Annotated in this window: 14 protein-coding genes; 5 read left to right on the top strand and 9 right to left on the bottom strand. The window is 50.5% G+C overall.

Going from position 1 to position 14,846, the window contains the following annotated elements; genetic code table 11:
* Positions 1-43: 43 nt before the first annotated feature.
* The 6 genes from rfbB to PGR6_RS09045 all read right to left on the bottom strand — a co-directional run bounded on the left by rfbB (position 44) and on the right by PGR6_RS09045 (position 8,171).
* Positions 44-1,111, bottom strand: a complete 1,068-nt coding sequence (rfbB, locus tag PGR6_RS09070; protein WP_064616869.1) for a dTDP-glucose 4,6-dehydratase — start codon at positions 1,109-1,111, stop codon at positions 44-46.
* A complete protein-coding gene (locus PGR6_RS09065; RefSeq protein ID WP_064616868.1) occupies positions 1,108-2,229 on the bottom strand; it encodes a DUF1972 domain-containing protein in 1,122 nt (373 codons plus the stop codon). Before PGR6_RS09065 ends, rfbB begins: the two co-directional genes overlap by 4 nt.
* An 18-nt stretch (positions 2,230-2,247) precedes the next feature.
* Entirely contained in the window at positions 2,248-3,318 is a 1,071-nt protein-coding gene (locus tag PGR6_RS09060) for a glycoside hydrolase family 99-like domain-containing protein (RefSeq protein WP_237229587.1), read from the bottom strand.
* Positions 3,319-3,349: 31 nt separating this feature from the next.
* Positions 3,350-4,453, bottom strand: a complete 1,104-nt coding sequence (locus tag PGR6_RS09055) for a glycosyltransferase family 4 protein (RefSeq protein WP_064616867.1) — start codon at positions 4,451-4,453, stop codon at positions 3,350-3,352.
* A gap of 890 nt (positions 4,454-5,343) precedes the next feature.
* Positions 5,344-6,645, bottom strand: a complete 1,302-nt coding sequence (locus tag PGR6_RS29880; RefSeq protein WP_140393618.1) for a lipopolysaccharide biosynthesis protein — start codon at positions 6,643-6,645, stop codon at positions 5,344-5,346.
* A 200-nt stretch (positions 6,646-6,845) separates the two neighbouring features.
* A complete protein-coding gene (locus tag PGR6_RS09045) occupies positions 6,846-8,171 on the bottom strand; it encodes a UDP-glucose dehydrogenase family protein (protein WP_064616865.1) in 1,326 nt (441 codons plus the stop codon).
* On the opposite strand from PGR6_RS09045, the gene PGR6_RS29875 reads away from it, so the two are divergent.
* Positions 8,170-8,451, top strand: coding sequence for a hypothetical protein (locus tag PGR6_RS29875; RefSeq protein WP_140393619.1), 282 nt, complete (start codon positions 8,170-8,172; stop codon positions 8,449-8,451). The two genes, PGR6_RS09045 and PGR6_RS29875, sit on opposite strands and share 2 nt — an antisense overlap.
* A gap of 28 nt (positions 8,452-8,479) precedes the next feature.
* On the opposite strand, the gene PGR6_RS09040 is transcribed toward PGR6_RS29875, so the two are convergent.
* Positions 8,480-10,705: a polysaccharide biosynthesis tyrosine autokinase gene (locus tag PGR6_RS09040; RefSeq protein WP_064616864.1), complete on the bottom strand. Its 2,226-nt coding sequence runs from the start codon at positions 10,703-10,705 to the stop codon at positions 8,480-8,482.
* Between the two features lie 46 nt (positions 10,706-10,751).
* Positions 10,752-11,192 carry a low molecular weight protein-tyrosine-phosphatase gene (locus PGR6_RS09035; RefSeq protein ID WP_172901207.1) on the bottom strand — a complete coding sequence of 147 codons (441 nt, stop codon included), beginning with the start codon at positions 11,190-11,192 and terminating at the stop codon, positions 10,752-10,754.
* Between PGR6_RS09035 and PGR6_RS09030 the strand changes: the two genes are divergently transcribed.
* From PGR6_RS09030 to rfaH, 4 genes are all read left to right on the top strand, one after another.
* The gene (locus tag PGR6_RS09030; RefSeq protein ID WP_064621216.1) at positions 11,106-11,381 is read left to right on the top strand and encodes a hypothetical protein; all 276 of its coding nucleotides are present in this window, start codon (positions 11,106-11,108) and stop codon (positions 11,379-11,381) included. The two genes, PGR6_RS09035 and PGR6_RS09030, sit on opposite strands and share 87 nt — an antisense overlap.
* Positions 11,382-11,851: 470 nt before the next feature.
* Positions 11,852-12,685 carry a UTP--glucose-1-phosphate uridylyltransferase GalU gene (gene galU / locus PGR6_RS09025; RefSeq protein WP_018928284.1) on the top strand — a complete coding sequence of 278 codons (834 nt, stop codon included), beginning with the start codon at positions 11,852-11,854 and terminating at the stop codon, positions 12,683-12,685.
* Between the two features lie 49 nt (positions 12,686-12,734).
* Positions 12,735-13,166 (top strand): hypothetical protein, encoded by a 432-nt coding sequence (locus tag PGR6_RS09020; protein WP_018928285.1) that lies wholly within the window; start codon positions 12,735-12,737, stop codon positions 13,164-13,166.
* Positions 13,163-13,669 (top strand): transcription/translation regulatory transformer protein RfaH, encoded by a 507-nt coding sequence (rfaH, locus tag PGR6_RS09015; RefSeq protein WP_019581966.1) that lies wholly within the window; start codon positions 13,163-13,165, stop codon positions 13,667-13,669. Before PGR6_RS09020 ends, rfaH begins: the two co-directional genes overlap by 4 nt.
* Before the next feature lie 66 nt (positions 13,670-13,735).
* Here the strand turns inward: rfaH and PGR6_RS09010 are convergent, their stop codons facing one another.
* The gene (locus PGR6_RS09010; RefSeq protein ID WP_019581965.1) at positions 13,736-14,572 is read right to left on the bottom strand and encodes an undecaprenyl-diphosphate phosphatase; all 837 of its coding nucleotides are present in this window, start codon (positions 14,570-14,572) and stop codon (positions 13,736-13,738) included.
* Positions 14,573-14,846: the final 274 nt, after the last annotated feature.

Here is a 14,846-nt window from a genome sequence, read left to right as displayed (position 1 = left end):
GGGGATTCCCTTCGAAGTTAAATAGAGGCAGGTTTTGAATGTTTCAGCCAACGTGGCCAAGACGCTCGGACCGGTATTGGCCGTTGAGTATCCGTTGCCACCAATCTTGATTATCCAGATACCACTGAACCGTTTTGCGTATACCGCTTTCAAAGGTTTCCTGTGGTCGCCAACCAAGTTCACGCTCAATCTTGCCTGCATCGATGGCGTAACGACGATCATGCCCAGGGCGGTCGGTGACGAAGGTGATCAACTCCTTGTAAGAGCCCTGCCCTTCATCGCGGGGGCGCAACTCATCGAGCAGCTCACAGATGGTTTCCACCACTTGCAGGTTGCGCTTCTCGTTGTGTCCGCCGATGTTGTAGGTTTCGCCCACGATACCGCGCGACACCACTTCGACCAGCGCTCGAGCATGGTCTTCAACAAACAACCAGTCGCGGATCTGCGAGCCATCGCCATATACCGGCAACGGCTTGCCGTGGATGGCATTGAGAATCACATGAGGGATCAACTTCTCGGGGAAGTGGAAGGGCCCGTAGTTGTTCGAGCAGTTGGTGACCAGCACCGGCAGGCCATACGTGCGGTGCCAGGCGCGCACCAGATGGTCGGAGCCGGCCTTGGACGCCGAGTACGGCGAGCTCGGCTCGTAGGGCGTAGTCTCGGTGAACAGATCGTCGGTGCCTTCCAGGTCGCCATAAACTTCATCGGTGGAGATATGGTGGAAGCGAAAGCCCTGTTTCTGCTCCGCCGCCAACCCTGACCAGTAGCGGCGGCTGGCCTCCAGCATGCTGTAGGTGCCGACGATGTTGGTCTGGATGAAATCCGATGGGCTGTCGATGGAACGGTCCACATGGGATTCGGCCGCCAGGTGCATTACCGCATCGGGCTGGAAACGCGCGAACAGCTCGTGCAGCGCCGCTGTGTCGCAGATATCCACCTGCTGGAATTCATACCGGGGGCTACCCGCCACCGACGCCAGGGACTCGGTATTGCCGGCGTAGGTGAGCTTGTCGATATTGAGCACGCTCACATCGGTGTTGTCGATCAGATGGCGAACGACGGCGGAGCCGATAAAACCAGCACCGCCGGTGACGATAATACGTTGGGTCACTTGCTGTACTCCTTGGGATACCACTGGATCAGTAATTTTTCGTACTGGGAAAGGATGTTTTCCCAAGTGAATTTTTCGTTGAAGCGGCGGGTGCTTTCAGCCTTCATCGCCGCGATCAAATGGCTGTGGTCATCGCGCAGGTACTTCTCGAACAACTTGGCGCAGTCGTGCTCGTCATCGAAGTACACCGCCGCATCACCGGCGACCCAACGGTTGAAATGGTTGTTATGGGCAATCACCGAGCAGCCGGCGCCCAATGCCTCCACCAGCGAAGGGTTGGTGCCCCCGACTTGATGGCCGTGGATGTAAAAGCGGCTGAAAAACCGCAGCGCCCGAACCACCGCCGCCTCATAGATGGCGCCGGGGAAGATCACTTCCTTGCCGGCCGCGTCCATCACCCGCTTGTGGTACTCGTTCTTCTCTGGGGTGAAGTTGCCCAGCACCACCAACTTATGGTTACGGCGCTTGCTGCTGAAAGCCTTGACGACCTGCAGAAAGGAGTTCTCCGGCTCCGGCCGGGCGATAACCACCGAGAAACCATGGGGCTCCAGGCCATAATCAGCCAGGGCGGTCGGGTCTGCTTCGTTCACCCGGTCCCCGCCATAAGGGATCATGGTGATCTTCGAATCCTTGACCCGGGTGGCCAGGTGATCCTTGATTTTCGGGTGGTCGGCCACCAGGTGGTTGCCGATCCAGCAACCTGCTCGCTCGTTCAACCAGAACCAGGTCTTCGCCACCAACCCCCACTTCTCCCGTCGCCATTCAATGCCATCCATATTGATGACATTGGTCTGGCCCTTGACCCGCTGCAGAATATTGAACGCCGCCGTGTTATAGCCGAGGGTCAGAAACAATCCCTTCTGGCCCAGCGCATGGACGGTAGCCTTCCAGTCGAAAAACACCGTGCCCGCCACGCCGGTGTTGGCGATCGGGATATGAATGCGATGAACCCCCTTCCATTCACTGGTCGATATACCGCCGGAACCGTCTTCCTGGCAGTAGACAGTGACTTTCCAGCCCTGCTTGACCAAGTAGAGGGAGAGCTTTTCGGCGAAGGTTTCAAAACCGCCGTGTTTGGCGGGAACGCCGCGGATGCCGAGGATATAGAGGTTTTTCATAGAGGCTTTTTGGTTCTTTCAATGTGAGGGGTTTTCAGAGCTATCTGAAGTTTTGAAAGTGTTTTTAATCTGTTCTAAATATTGAAATTTATATTTTTTGGTTGGCTCAATATATGAACCCTCGCCGTATTCATTCCAACAACATATGACAACTGTGCTTAGTGTCTTCTTGGGCTCTGAGGTGATAAGCGATTTTGCTGACTCCAAGTGCAATCTAAATTGCTCTGGTGTGCTGCTCGAATTATCATGATTGGGGGATTCGCTTCCACCCCATGGAGTTTTGTCCCAGCCCGAAGTGACGGGAATTAAATAGGGCAACTTGCTAGTACTTAAAGCCGAATTCCAAGCTTGTTCGTATCCATCTGAAAGTTCTTTGTAACTTGCGGACGGACGCCTTTCGCTCAACTTCTCGGCTGCATTAAGTTGATAATTATAAGCGGACAATGCGTCGTAATTCTGAAGCGGCAAAATCTCTTGAGAAAATCTGTCACCAGCCTTTATTGATCCAACAAAATATATTCCAGGCAATCCTTCCTGGATCGCTCGATCCCGTGCCCTTTCCAATAGTTCATTGGCATTACTGCCAAAGTTTCTGGCGTCCCTTTCAAGTAATTCAGATGAAAATATAAAAACGACGGGTTTACCATCTATTTTTTTATAGCCAGGCGCTCTGAAATAATGATCTATCCAGTACTGCACTACATCATCGAATTGCTTAAGGCTCGAGGGTGTCCCGGTATGGTTGGCCCAGAGAAGGGTAAACTTGATATCATGTGTATCTTTTAGTCTGGAGAAAGAGTCTATAGCGTGCGTCCGATTAACACCGTGAATATTGTCCCAGTACCAATCATAGATAACGAAATTTATTCCATACTGATGCATCCAGTCGATCTGTATTTTTGTGTTTTCTGCAGATCCTTCTTTATACCACCCCAGTAGAGGCTCTCTATCCTTAAATGGCTTTATCTTCTGCCAGGGGTCATTCGGCTGATCCCAACCCGGGTAGTAGTAAACGCCTATATCAAATGAAGGGCTCGCACTTGCAGTTAGATGAAACAAGGAAAGCATGAGTAGCATGATAAGTTTCATGGTATTCCCGATAGTATGGATTGCTCTGCTTTTAATTTGTGTTTTCCAGCATTGAGTTTATGTGCTCTTTATAGCTTTTTATTGAGAATTTTTTGCAATAAGTATCAAGCGCACACTTGCTCAGCTTTTCGTACAGAGGACTGCCCGGCGAAGGAAGTCCTAGCAGGACATCCTCAAGGCTGCTTTGATTGGCAGGAATGAAAAGGAAACCATCTTTTTCATGGTTAACGATCTCTACCAAACCACCATGGCCCGCAGCTATCACTGGTTTTCCGACAGAGTACGCTTCTATCGCTACTCGACCGAACGGCTCCGGCTTCGTAGAGGGGACAACAACATAGCTTGCCCATTGAAAGTGCTCGGTTGGGTCCGAGCAAAAAGGGAAAAATTCGACGTTGTCGGAGATCCCATATGATTTTACTTTTTCGATTAAATCCTTTTCCAGATATTCGTACCCCTCAAAAGGGCTACCCACTATTCTTATGCGAAAGTCATTTCTTGCGTTATTGGCCAATTTTCCAATGACATCAATGAAAAAGTCTTGCCCTTTCCAGGTGTTTATCCTGCCGATCAGAAGTAGATTCTTACAGTCTCTTTCAGTACGCAGCGATGGGACGTTGTAAAGGGGGGCTACACCATTATAAATTACTGTTCCCGGAAGATTAAAAGCGGATTTCGTAGCCTCGGAATTGAATATTAGTTTTGCACCTGAGAACCGTAGGAGTAAACGGAAGATCCCAATGAGTTTTTTGTCGGGAATTTCTCTGATATGGCAAAAGAAACTTTTCTTGGAAAATCTATAAAATCCGGCAGCGACCAGCGCGGACAACATAACGGTCGTATTTATGTATATTGCATTAAACGCCTTATATTTTTTTGCATAATACAAGGTCGCCTTGATGAGCTCCATGCTATAGCTGAATGGTTTTTTTAGCTTCTGCTTTCTCAGTATTCCATAGGGGTAATACTCTATTTCGGCCCCCATGCTATTAACTAGCGGAGAGAGGTCCCCAAGAAAAGGCAGAATGCAATAAATTCTCTTTTTTACGGAGATCGACTCAATTGCCGTAAGGAAACTTCGATCTGAACCGTACAGCTCGGAGCTTTGATGAAGGCAAAGTATTTCATCTCGCATATGATTTCCTTGGACTCAGCACATGTAGCGCAAGTAACATCAGTGATAAATACCTGATATTTCTTTCTTTAAGGCATGTATTCAGGCTAAACAACAGAACATATAATGATATTTTAAATTTATGATATTTTACGTAATCGAAAACCAATGGCCTCGACAGTATGAGGTTTCGGAATCGCTGAACCTTTTTGGCATAAGCTTGTCCGCCCTCTCTGAGTGCCGAGCTATGGGGAATTGATGTCTTGAGAATAAATATTTCGTTATAGCAGTTCGCGTAGTCGATAAAAAATCGTGTATCAACCCCATAGAAACTCAAGCGCTCATCAAACTTTAGGCCCCGCGACAGCGCTTCTTTAGATATGACAGTCCCGCTCATCATTGCCACTATATTTTTAGATGGGACGGGACCTGTCGCCAAACTCTGTAAGTTCAATGCTCTGCCACGAACCCCCTTTATGGTTCCAGGTGATATAAGGCTGTGATTGAACAAAATTTGCGGCACCGCCACTGGCACACGACTCCTGAAAAACAAATCCAAACTTGATATATAATCATTAGTTATGCTGGAGTCGTCATCCAAAACTATAAAATAGTCCGAGCCTGCACTATTGGAGATCAGAGTGTTGTATACCTTCGAAAGGTGCTCGTTTTTTCCACTGTGGTGATACGTTATTTGGCCAGGCAATGTTGGGATTGATGCCTCTCCGAATCCCTGCTCAGAATTATCCCAAATTGAAAACTTTGGGATAATTCCTGCCGACTGAAAATCCAGGGTAGCTAGCGATTTGAGCGTAGTGGTTAAACTAGGGTTGGTAGAGTAAACCACAACAAGGAAGTTAACTTGTACAAGCTGGCTCTGTGTGAGTGTCATGACAAACCTGAAGGTTTAGCTACGATTGAGTTGAACTAATGACATTTGTCGATGTGCGCCGATTAAGGTCTAGTGTTGCTAGAGGGAATAAGATTACATTAACGCACGCAATGGTACTCCCGATGGCAACTGCTGCACCCAACGTGCCCCAGCCCCCTAAAAGCCAATAAGTCACGAACGGAGATAGTGCGACAGTCAGATACAGCGCCACGTTAAGATGGTGAATATTTGAAGCGTTCTGGTAATAATATCCGCACACTGATGTAGAGCAATTTACAAAAAAGCCTAACAATACGATGTAGCATGCGACGTGGAAGCTTTCCGGTATTTGCTCACTAAACCTGACTAACGCCAGCAGCGAAACCAAATAAATGCAGGAGAAGGAAGTCAACTTCTTTGTATTGGACCAAAATATTTTTTTTATGGCTCGATAGTCTGATCGACTGGCAAGCTCTGAAAATCGAGGCGCAGATATAGAATTTATTGATACCGATATGAAGGTTGAAAGCATTGCCAGTCTTTGGAGTATGTTGAAGACGGAAGCAAATGAAGCTCCTAAAAGCAAGGAGGCCAACAGATATGGCAACCAACCTACTAGCTGCGTTCCTATTGTTGCGGATGCATACTTCAATTGTGAAGCTAGAATTTTATTGAGTGGCTTTTTAGATAGCGCAGATATCGGAGCCCACGTCATATTTGCTTTTCTTGCAAACACAACAGATATAATCAGGTAAATTAAAATGGAGGCGTAGAAGGAGGCTACAATGGTTGTGTCGGGAGCTAACGATAGAAAATCAAGGTGAGTTGCGAGCTTAATCGCCAGATAAAAAGCCAAAAAAGCCCAGGGCTGAATGACATTTATACCCAGGATTTGGGTGACGGTCTTATGCCTGGCTTGATATATAAAAAAAACAGTATTAGCGGCGGAAAATACAGGAATCAGTATAAAAATAAGAAGTATTGACGAGTGATTACTACTAGCGCTTGATAGGCTACTCCAGTGCTGGACATAGAAATCTCCAAGGAAATATGTAATAGGGCTCAGTATTGACCCCATCAGAAGGCTAACTACTACTGATTGATTGAAGCAGTCCTGTACTGCCTCGCTTGACTGCTTATAATAATTTCTTACCAGGTGGATGTCCGATCCGAAGCGCGCTATAACTGCGGAAATCTGAAATATAGTATAAGCAACAAGAAACAAGCCCGCCAAATCACTGCTTTCTATTTTCAGAATAACAATATTTGCAAGCAGCACGGCTACGGCGCCGATAATTCGAACGCATAGCAAGTGAAGTGATTTCGATTTCAGTATATTCATTGTGGTCTTGGTAGCCAATTGTTTAAGCAGTTGACTTCAATAGCTTGATCGCTTTTGTGTCTGACCAAGTTGGCTGAGACAACCAGCAAGATCCAGGTCATATAGCAGCATATGGGTCCGGGTAGATGCTGGAACAGGGACATTATTGCGATGGGGTTTGTTTGAAGCGGAGGCCAAAGCCCCCACTTCAACTTGTAATATTACTGGCGGCCTATGGAGTAATATTTAATACCTTTATCTTTAAGCTTTTGAGGATCGAAAAGGTTTCTTCCATCAAATATTATAGGCTCGCTAAGTTGGCTTGCAATTTGATCCAGATCGGGTGCCTTGAAGGCTTGCCATTCAGTTATTATGATTAAGGCATCGCTTTCTTTTAAAGTTTCTTCTTTGGTTCCGCACAAACTCAAGTCATCACGATTATTGTAAATTCGCTGAGTTTCTTCCATCGCCTCCGGATCATACGCTCTCACCTTGGCGCCGTTTTTCCACAGTGCCTCCATCAGTACTCGACTGGGTGCTTCACGCATATCATCAGTATTGGGTTTAAAGCTCAACCCCCAAAGAGCGAATGTTTTTCCTGCGATATCCCCATTGTAGTGATTAATTATTTTCCTGAAAATTACACTCTTTTGCTCATTATTCCTTGCTTCTACGGACTTCAGAATTACTGCATCAAAGTCCAGTTGCTCGGATGTCTTAATGAGGGCTTGTACATCTTTAGGAAAACAAGAGCCACCATACCCGGATCCTGCATAGATGAAGTGGTAACCAATCCTGGGATCTGAACCTATGCCCTTTCGCACCATTTCGATATCAGCACCGAGCATTTCTGACAAGTTAGAAATCTCATTCATGAAGCTGATTTTTGTTGCAAGCATGCAGTTGGCTGCATATTTCGTCAGCTCAGCGCTGCGAACGTCCATGACGATTATTTTTTCGTGATTACGGTTGAAAGGAGCATAGAGGTCACGTATGACTTCTTCTGTACTCGCCTGTTCCGTACCAATAACTATCCGATCCGGACGCATGCAGTCCGATACTGCAGAACCTTCCTTTAAAAATTCTGGATTCGATGCAACGTCAAATGAGAGATCAGTACGGCCGCGTTGAGCCAGTACGCTCGCAACTCGATCCCTCACTTTATCGGCTGTTCCAACAGGAACGGTAGACTTGTTAATGATAATGCAATTGCTTTCAATATTATTTGCTATCGTTTCGGCAACAGCCAGCACATATTTTAGATCCGCAGATCCGTCCTCATCAGGCGGTGTGCCTACCGCAATGAATTGAACCTTCCCATGCTTCACTGCTGATGCCGCGTCCGTCGTGAACTTCAACCTTCCGGCGGTGTAGTTCTCTTTGACTAAAACTTCCAGTCCAGGCTCATAGATTGGAATAATCCCCTGCTCCAGATTTCTTACTTTTTGCTCATCTACGTCCACACAAATTACATCGTGGCCAATCTCGGCTAGCACCGCCCCTTGAACAAGGCCTACGTAGCCAATTCCGAATACAGTGACTTTCATGATGATTACCTTGGTACAAATGTTGGTTTTTGGCTCACGCCACCCACTTGGAAACCCAAGGAATCCTGGATTCCTTGCTAGCCTTCAAGTCCGGCGGCAAGAATGGCCGGTGAGGAAGGACGTGGCATTAAGCACGCTACCGCCCCAGGATTTTTCGTCATCTTCCTCAGGACGTGGTGCTTTCATGAACTATCGGTTTGATCATGCCTATTGGCTAGTGATCCAGCGCAGCAATAAACGACAAAAACTCAAGAACAACAGCAATACCGTAAAAATCTGAACGGATGACGCGACCTGTTCAATACCCTTTAGTTTTTGTCGGAGGCGTAGGCATAGTGGTAATAACCATAATCACTGTAGCCATACTTGTTGGAAGCCTTTCTCTCTACGCCATTAAAAATCGCACCTTTAATGGCAACTCCGTTCTGGGTGAACCGGCGCACTGTCAACTCGATTTCTTTCGCCGGGTTCAGGCCATAGCGCGTCACGATCAGATTGGTCCCGGACAGACGCCCGACGATCGCCGCATCTGTCACTGCCAATAGTGGCGGTGTATCGAGAATCACCAGATCGTAAAGCTCACTCACCTGCTCCAATAGCGCACTGAAATTGGCATGCATCAGTAACTCGGAAGGATTGGGAGGAATCAGGCCTCGACTGACAAAATCGAAGTTGTCGATTGCGGTCTTATGGATGGCGGTGGCCACATCACAGCGTCGGGCCAGAACATCGGAGAGCCCATTGTCTGAAGAAACACCTAACACTTTGTGCAAATAGCCTTTGCGCATGTCGACATCGATCAATAATACCCGCAGCCCGGTCTGTGCTATCACCACCGCGAGGTTGACCGAGACAAACGTTTTGCCCACCTGAGGGCTGGGCCCGGAAATCATCAAGCGGTTATTGTCGGCCTCATGCATGGCGAAGTGCAGACTGGTACGCAAACTGCGCAATGCCTCGATTGCCAGATCGGTAGGATGAGTGACGGCCAGCAATGAAGCCCCATTGGAACGCCCTCGTCCGCGGGAGACTTTATCTTCTTCGGCTTTCTGCAGAATGCTGTAGGGAATCGACGCATAGACCGGCAACCCAAGTTGCTCGATGGCTTCCGGACTCTCCAGCCCCCGGTTCAGTGCCTTGCGTACCAGCACCAGGGCCACCGCCAGGAAGCCGCCAAGAAGAGTGGCGATCAATACAATCAGGATTTTTTTCGGCTTGACCGGTTTGAGGAAGTTGACGTCCGCGGTGTCGATCAGGCGTACGTTACCGACAGTGCCCGCGCGCATCACATCCAGTTCCTGAGACTTATTCAGCAGCTGGGTGTAAATGGCCGTACCGACCTCTACATCCCGGGTAAGGCTCAGCAATTCTTGTTGGGTAGAGGGAAGGCTCTCTACTTTGGACGCCAAACTTTTCTGCTTGCTGGTCAACTCACCGATCTGGGTCAACAATGCGCGATAGGCAGGATGTTGACGGGTGAACTTGCGGTCCATCTCGGCTTGCTGCAACTTCAACTCGGAAATATTGGTATCGAGCCCGACTATCTGATCAAGAATGGCTTTGGTTTCGAGCGTGATGTCCACGGACTTGCTGCGCGTCTGGTACTCATTCAACGCATTTCCGGCTTTTTCCAGATCCTTCTTGACCTCAGGAAGTTGCTCTTTGAGAAACGCCAGGCTCTGCGCAGCCTCTGCTGAAGTGCGCTCTACGTTTTGCCGTACATATATAGCGGCGATTTCATTGAGTATTTTAATCGCCTGGTCCGGATCTGTGCTTTCCAGCGCCAGACCGATCATGCCCGACTCTTTTCCGCGCTCAACTACATCCAGGGCCTCTTGATAGTCGAGGATACTGGTCAGGCGGGAGTTACGGATAATGCGGAAGCGGGTACCAGGATTGGCGTGCAGTTCCTCTATTTGAAACGTTACGCCATTTTTTTCGAAAAGCTCTCCGGCCCGGCTGGCCGCCAATAGGTTGTCATCTTCATCCACCAACGTGAAATGACCATTTTCACCCGTGGTCAGGGTCAATTTCTTGCCCAGTTGCGAATCGGGGAGATCCAGTTTGAAGATCTTCAGCGACTCCCCTCCCCAGGCGAAACTGTTCAACCCCAACAAGGGTTCGGCTATTTCACCGGGATTATTATTCTGGAATCGACGCGCCAGGAACTCACCGAAAACCGGGAAATACTTCGGCTGTATGACAATATCAAGTTTCAAGTTATCGACAGTTTTACCAATCACGGAGCGGGACTGGATCAACTCGATTTCGGTGGCCGAAGGAGACTCCTTGCCCAGCATGCTGCCGATATCCGAGAAGCCCAATAAGTCGTTCTTCTTCGCTTCGACCTGCAACAGCGCATTCGCCTGAAATACCGGTGTCGCCAGCACTGCGTACGCGGCCCCTGCGACCATGAAGGCGCCGGTAACCGCGGCAATCAGCCATTTATGGTCGATGAGTGTTCCAAACAGGCCGAGAAGATCAATCTCGTCATTGTCGTCGTCCCGCACGTTGACTACCGGTGCTTGCTGCATAAGTCGGATTCTTTGCCTTGATTACGATTCAAAAAGGAAGTGGCCATCAGCGTGCCAGACGCTGTGCCCATGCGTGTACGGCTTCTTCGATCAACGCATAAGCGTGCACAAAAGCAGGTTTGCCTTGACGGTAGGGGTCGCTGATCTCTCGATCGTCCTGCCACTTGCCCAACAGCAACACTTTGCCCCGCGCTTCAGGGGCAATGTTGAGCACGCCACTGACATGTCGCCGCTCCATCACCAGAATCAAGTCCGCCTCACTGACGGCTTGAGAAGTGAGCTGAACGGCCTGGTGCTCATGGGGCAGATGACCATGCTCTGTGAGCACGGCGTGTGCTGTCGGCTCGATGGGCTTGCCCGTCAGGGCGGCAAGGCCGGCTGAACTGACCTGAATATCGGAATGGACGAGTGCCCCACGCAGCAAATGCTCCGCGGTGGGACTGCGGCATATATTGCCAACACAGACAATCAAAACCCTTTTAAGCAAGATGACCTTCCCCGTCTTGTCAACATTGGCGGTGACCTAGCACTTGCCGAACATAAGAGCTTTAAATTACGAATGAGCCCGGGCATTTATAACGACCAGGAACTGCGACTGAAACTTTCAAACAATCAATGCGTATTTATTACCATGACGCTTGAACAGCCCTCAACTTTTTATCCAGACAAAAAATAACATCGCACTCTCCAGAGTACAAAAATAACAGTTAGTGAATTTATTCAGACAATTTCTAACGGTTGTCGTTTTCTGGCGACTGTTCAATCTAAATTATACTGAAATAGCGAATGACTAATGTATAGCCGTTCCGCTACTGCATTGCCAGGGTGTCGAACATTTGGTTAGTAGTTGGGTAAGGGACGCCTTGGGCAATAACTCTATTTACAGCGGGTTACGTCACGAGCATGCCGTGGAACAACCGGGCATGCTCGCCGGCAAATCGGCTGCTCGATGTCTCCCCTGCCCGCGCCTGGCGAGAAGCATGGCGTGCAGACCATTCGCAGCCCCTGGCGCGTTGCGAACATTGTTCTTGAGTGACCGGGCCGCTTCGAGCCCGCACTCCCCAGCGTGACCGGTTCGGCCAGCCTGGATCGAATCTTTCCTACTGCCATCAGCTATTCCATCAGTCTACTTTCAAGGACGCTTCCATGATTCGTAAATGCCTGTTCCCCGCCGCCGGTTATGGGACCCGCTTTTTACCCGCCACCAAGGCCATGCCGAAGGAGATGCTGCCGATCGTCAGTAAGCCGCTGATCCAGTATGCCGTCGAGGAAGCGCGTGACGCCGGCCTGCAACACATGGCCATCGTCACCGGTCGCGGCAAGCGCGCGCTGGAGGATCATTTCGATACCAGCTACGAGCTGGAGCATCAGATTCGTGGCACCGATAAGGAAAAGTTCCTGCACGGCACTCGCGAGCTGATCGATACCTGCAGTTTTTCCTACACTCGTCAGGTGGAAATGAAAGGCCTGGGGCACGCCATTCTCAGCGGCCGCTCGTTGATCGGTGATGAGCCATTCGCCGTGGTGCTGGCCGACGACCTGTGCCTGAACCTGGAGGGGGATGGAGTTCTGGCGCAAATGCTCAAGCTTTATGAGCAGTTCCGCTGTTCGATCGTAGCGATCCAGGAAGTACCCCGCGAGCAGACTCAGAAGTACGGCGTGATTGCCGGCGAGTTGATTCGCGAGGGGATTTACCGGGTCAACAGCATGGTCGAAAAGCCCCGTCCGGAAGACGCTCCGTCCAACCTGGCGATCATCGGTCGATACATTCTGACCCCCGACATCTTCGACCTGATCGCTGACACCGAACCTGGCAAGGGCGGTGAAATCCAGATCACCGATGCGCTGATGAAGCAGGCCCAGAACGGCTGCGTGCTGGCTTACAAGTTCGAGGGTCGACGCTTCGACTGTGGCGGTGCCGAAGGTTATATCGAAGCCACCAACTTCTGCTTCGAGCATCTGCATCAAAACGCCCTGTGATGTTGCTGTCCCCCGATATGGTCTTTATCACCTTATGGACGAAGCCTCTATGAATACGTTGAGCGGTTTCAAGGCAGATGACAGTCGCCACCCGTATAGCGCTGACCTTAAGCACAACCTCGCGTACCGCATCGTGCGCGCCTATGCGTCGGAACTGATTTTCCCCCGCGTGCGAAAACCACCGGTACTGCTGGTGGAACGCATCGGCGCGTTCCCCTCCTCCGGGGAGATCCGCCGCCAAGTCAAGGATGGTCCGGCGCTGCTGGCGAGCATCAAGCAGCGTTACGCCCGCGACGCCCTCGACCTCAACGAAAGCAGCGGGCTGAACCTGGTCTTTGCCGACTGGCGCTTCAGCTTGCGCCTCTCGGGCGAGGGTTGCGTAGCTTGCCTGACCGTGGAGAGTCGGGGCGACAGCTCGCTCCTGCAGCGCAAAACCGCCGAGCTGCTGGGGCAGATCGATGCAGGGAGGGCATTTGAATGAACGCGATTGCCGAACACGCCACCAAAGCCTGGTACCTGGTCCAGTGCAAGCCCAAACAAGATGAGCGCGCCGAAGAACATTTGCAGCGCCAAGGCTATGCATGCTTTCGCAAGACCTACAGACGTGAGCGCATGTTGCGCGGGCAACGTCGAGTGATCAGCGAGTCGCTGTTTCCGGGCTACCTGTTTATTCAACTGAGCCTTCAGGACAGCTGGGGTCCACTGCGCTCGACCCGCGGCGTTTCGCGGGTCGTCGGGTTTGGCGGTCAGCCATTGCCGATCCGCGATGCGCTGATCGACGAACTCCAGGAACCAGACAGCCAGGCGATCGTGACCACGCTGTTGAAACACGGAGATGCGGTGCGCATCACTGAAGGTCCGTTCTGCGATCTCGAAGCGGTGTTCCTGGCCATGGACGGTGAAGAACGGGTACTGCTGATGATGAATTTGCTGCAGCGTGAACAGCAAATCAGCCTGCCACTGGCGCGGGTCAACAAGCTTTAGATGCTTTTAGCTGCTCACACAAAAACGCCGCTCAACAAGCGGCGTTTTTTATCAACACAGGAAAACCTACGCCCCTTCCGAGAGGTGATTCCAGTCCACCCAACCCAAAAACCACGTCGCCAGAATCAGTAAACCGAAGGCGATCCGGTACCAGGCAAACACCGCATAACTATGGTTGGCGATGAACTTGAGCAACCCGCGCACGGCAATCATCGCAAAGACGAAAGCGGCGACAAATCCCAGGGCAAACACCGGCAAATCTGCGGCCTGGAACAGGTCGCGATATTTATAGCCCGAGTACACCGCGGCCCCCACCATTGTCGGCATCGCAAGGAAGAACGAAAACTCGGTGGCCGTCTTGCGTGACAGGCCAAACAGCAACCCGCCGATAATCGTCGATCCCGAACGCGAAGTGCCGGGAATCATCGCCAGGCATTGTGCACATCCGACTTTCAAGGCATCGGTCCAGCGCATCTCGTCCACGTGATCGACCACTACCACGTGCTCGCGCTGTTCAGCCCACAACATGATGATCCCGCCGATCACCAGCGCCACGGCCACGGTGATCGGGTTGAACAGATATTGATGGATTTTGTCGGCGAACATCACCCCCAGCACCACCGCCGGCAAGAAACCGATCAGCAAATTCAGAGTAAAACGTTGCGCATTACGCTGGGTCGGCAAACCCGTGGTGATGTCCAGAATCTTGCGACGGAACTCCCAGACGACCGCCAGAATAGCGCCCAACTGAATAATGATATTGAACGCCATGGCTCGCTCACCGCCAAAGTCGAGCAAGTCCGCGGCAATAATCTGATGGCCTGTACTGGAGATCGGCAAAAACTCTGTGAGTCCTTCAACCAGCCCTAGAATCGATACTTGCGTGGTGGTCCAGAAGTCCATTAATCCCCCGTTAACCCCTTTCGGCTGAAAGGTCTGTTGTTGGTTCCGAGCAGCTGTCGGGTCAACGGAGAATTAAAACGCATTACCTGCCGGCTTGAGGCAAACGTTATAAAACGTCCATGACCAGGGCTATGACCACCTCGACAGCCCTACCCGCCTGCTACGCTTTGCGTTCATGACTGGAGGAATAACCATGCCGGACGATCCTCCCCCCGCCCTGCTCGACGCTTGATGGGCGCCTGAAGATGAAATTGACCTGGAAGACTGACACTTG

The organism is Pseudomonas sp. GR 6-02 (assembly GCF_001655615.1).
Lineage (GTDB): Bacteria > Pseudomonadota > Gammaproteobacteria > Pseudomonadales > Pseudomonadaceae > Aquipseudomonas.
Note: the sequence above shows the minus strand (reverse complement) of the source record. Positions and strands in the feature narration are given on the sequence as shown.

What these genes read in the sequence shown, in the direction of transcription:
- PGR6_RS09065 (WP_064616868.1), bottom strand. Translation starts at nt 2,229, where the DNA reads ATGAAAAACCTCTATATCCTCGGCATCCGCGGCGTTCCCGCCAAACAC.
- PGR6_RS09060 (WP_237229587.1), bottom strand. Translation starts at nt 3,318, where the DNA reads ATGAAACTTATCATGCTACTCATGCTTTCCTTGTTTCATCTAACTGCA.
- PGR6_RS09055 (WP_064616867.1), bottom strand. Translation starts at nt 4,453, where the DNA reads ATGCGAGATGAAATACTTTGCCTTCATCAAAGCTCCGAGCTGTACGGT.
- PGR6_RS29880 (WP_140393618.1), bottom strand. Translation starts at nt 6,645, where the DNA reads ATGAATATACTGAAATCGAAATCACTTCACTTGCTATGCGTTCGAATT.
- PGR6_RS29875 (WP_140393619.1), top strand. Translation starts at nt 8,170, where the DNA reads ATGATGATTACCTTGGTACAAATGTTGGTTTTTGGCTCACGCCACCCA.
- PGR6_RS09045 (WP_064616865.1), bottom strand. Translation starts at nt 8,171, where the DNA reads ATGAAAGTCACTGTATTCGGAATTGGCTACGTAGGCCTTGTTCAAGGG.
- PGR6_RS09040 (WP_064616864.1), bottom strand. Translation starts at nt 10,705, where the DNA reads ATGCAGCAAGCACCGGTAGTCAACGTGCGGGACGACGACAATGACGAG.
- PGR6_RS09030 (WP_064621216.1), top strand. Translation starts at nt 11,106, where the DNA reads ATGGACGAGTGCCCCACGCAGCAAATGCTCCGCGGTGGGACTGCGGCA.
- galU (WP_018928284.1), top strand. Translation starts at nt 11,852, where the DNA reads ATGATTCGTAAATGCCTGTTCCCCGCCGCCGGTTATGGGACCCGCTTT.
- PGR6_RS09020 (WP_018928285.1), top strand. Translation starts at nt 12,735, where the DNA reads ATGAATACGTTGAGCGGTTTCAAGGCAGATGACAGTCGCCACCCGTAT.
- rfaH (WP_019581966.1), top strand. Translation starts at nt 13,163, where the DNA reads ATGAACGCGATTGCCGAACACGCCACCAAAGCCTGGTACCTGGTCCAG.
- PGR6_RS09010 (WP_019581965.1), bottom strand. Translation starts at nt 14,572, where the DNA reads ATGGACTTCTGGACCACCACGCAAGTATCGATTCTAGGGCTGGTTGAA.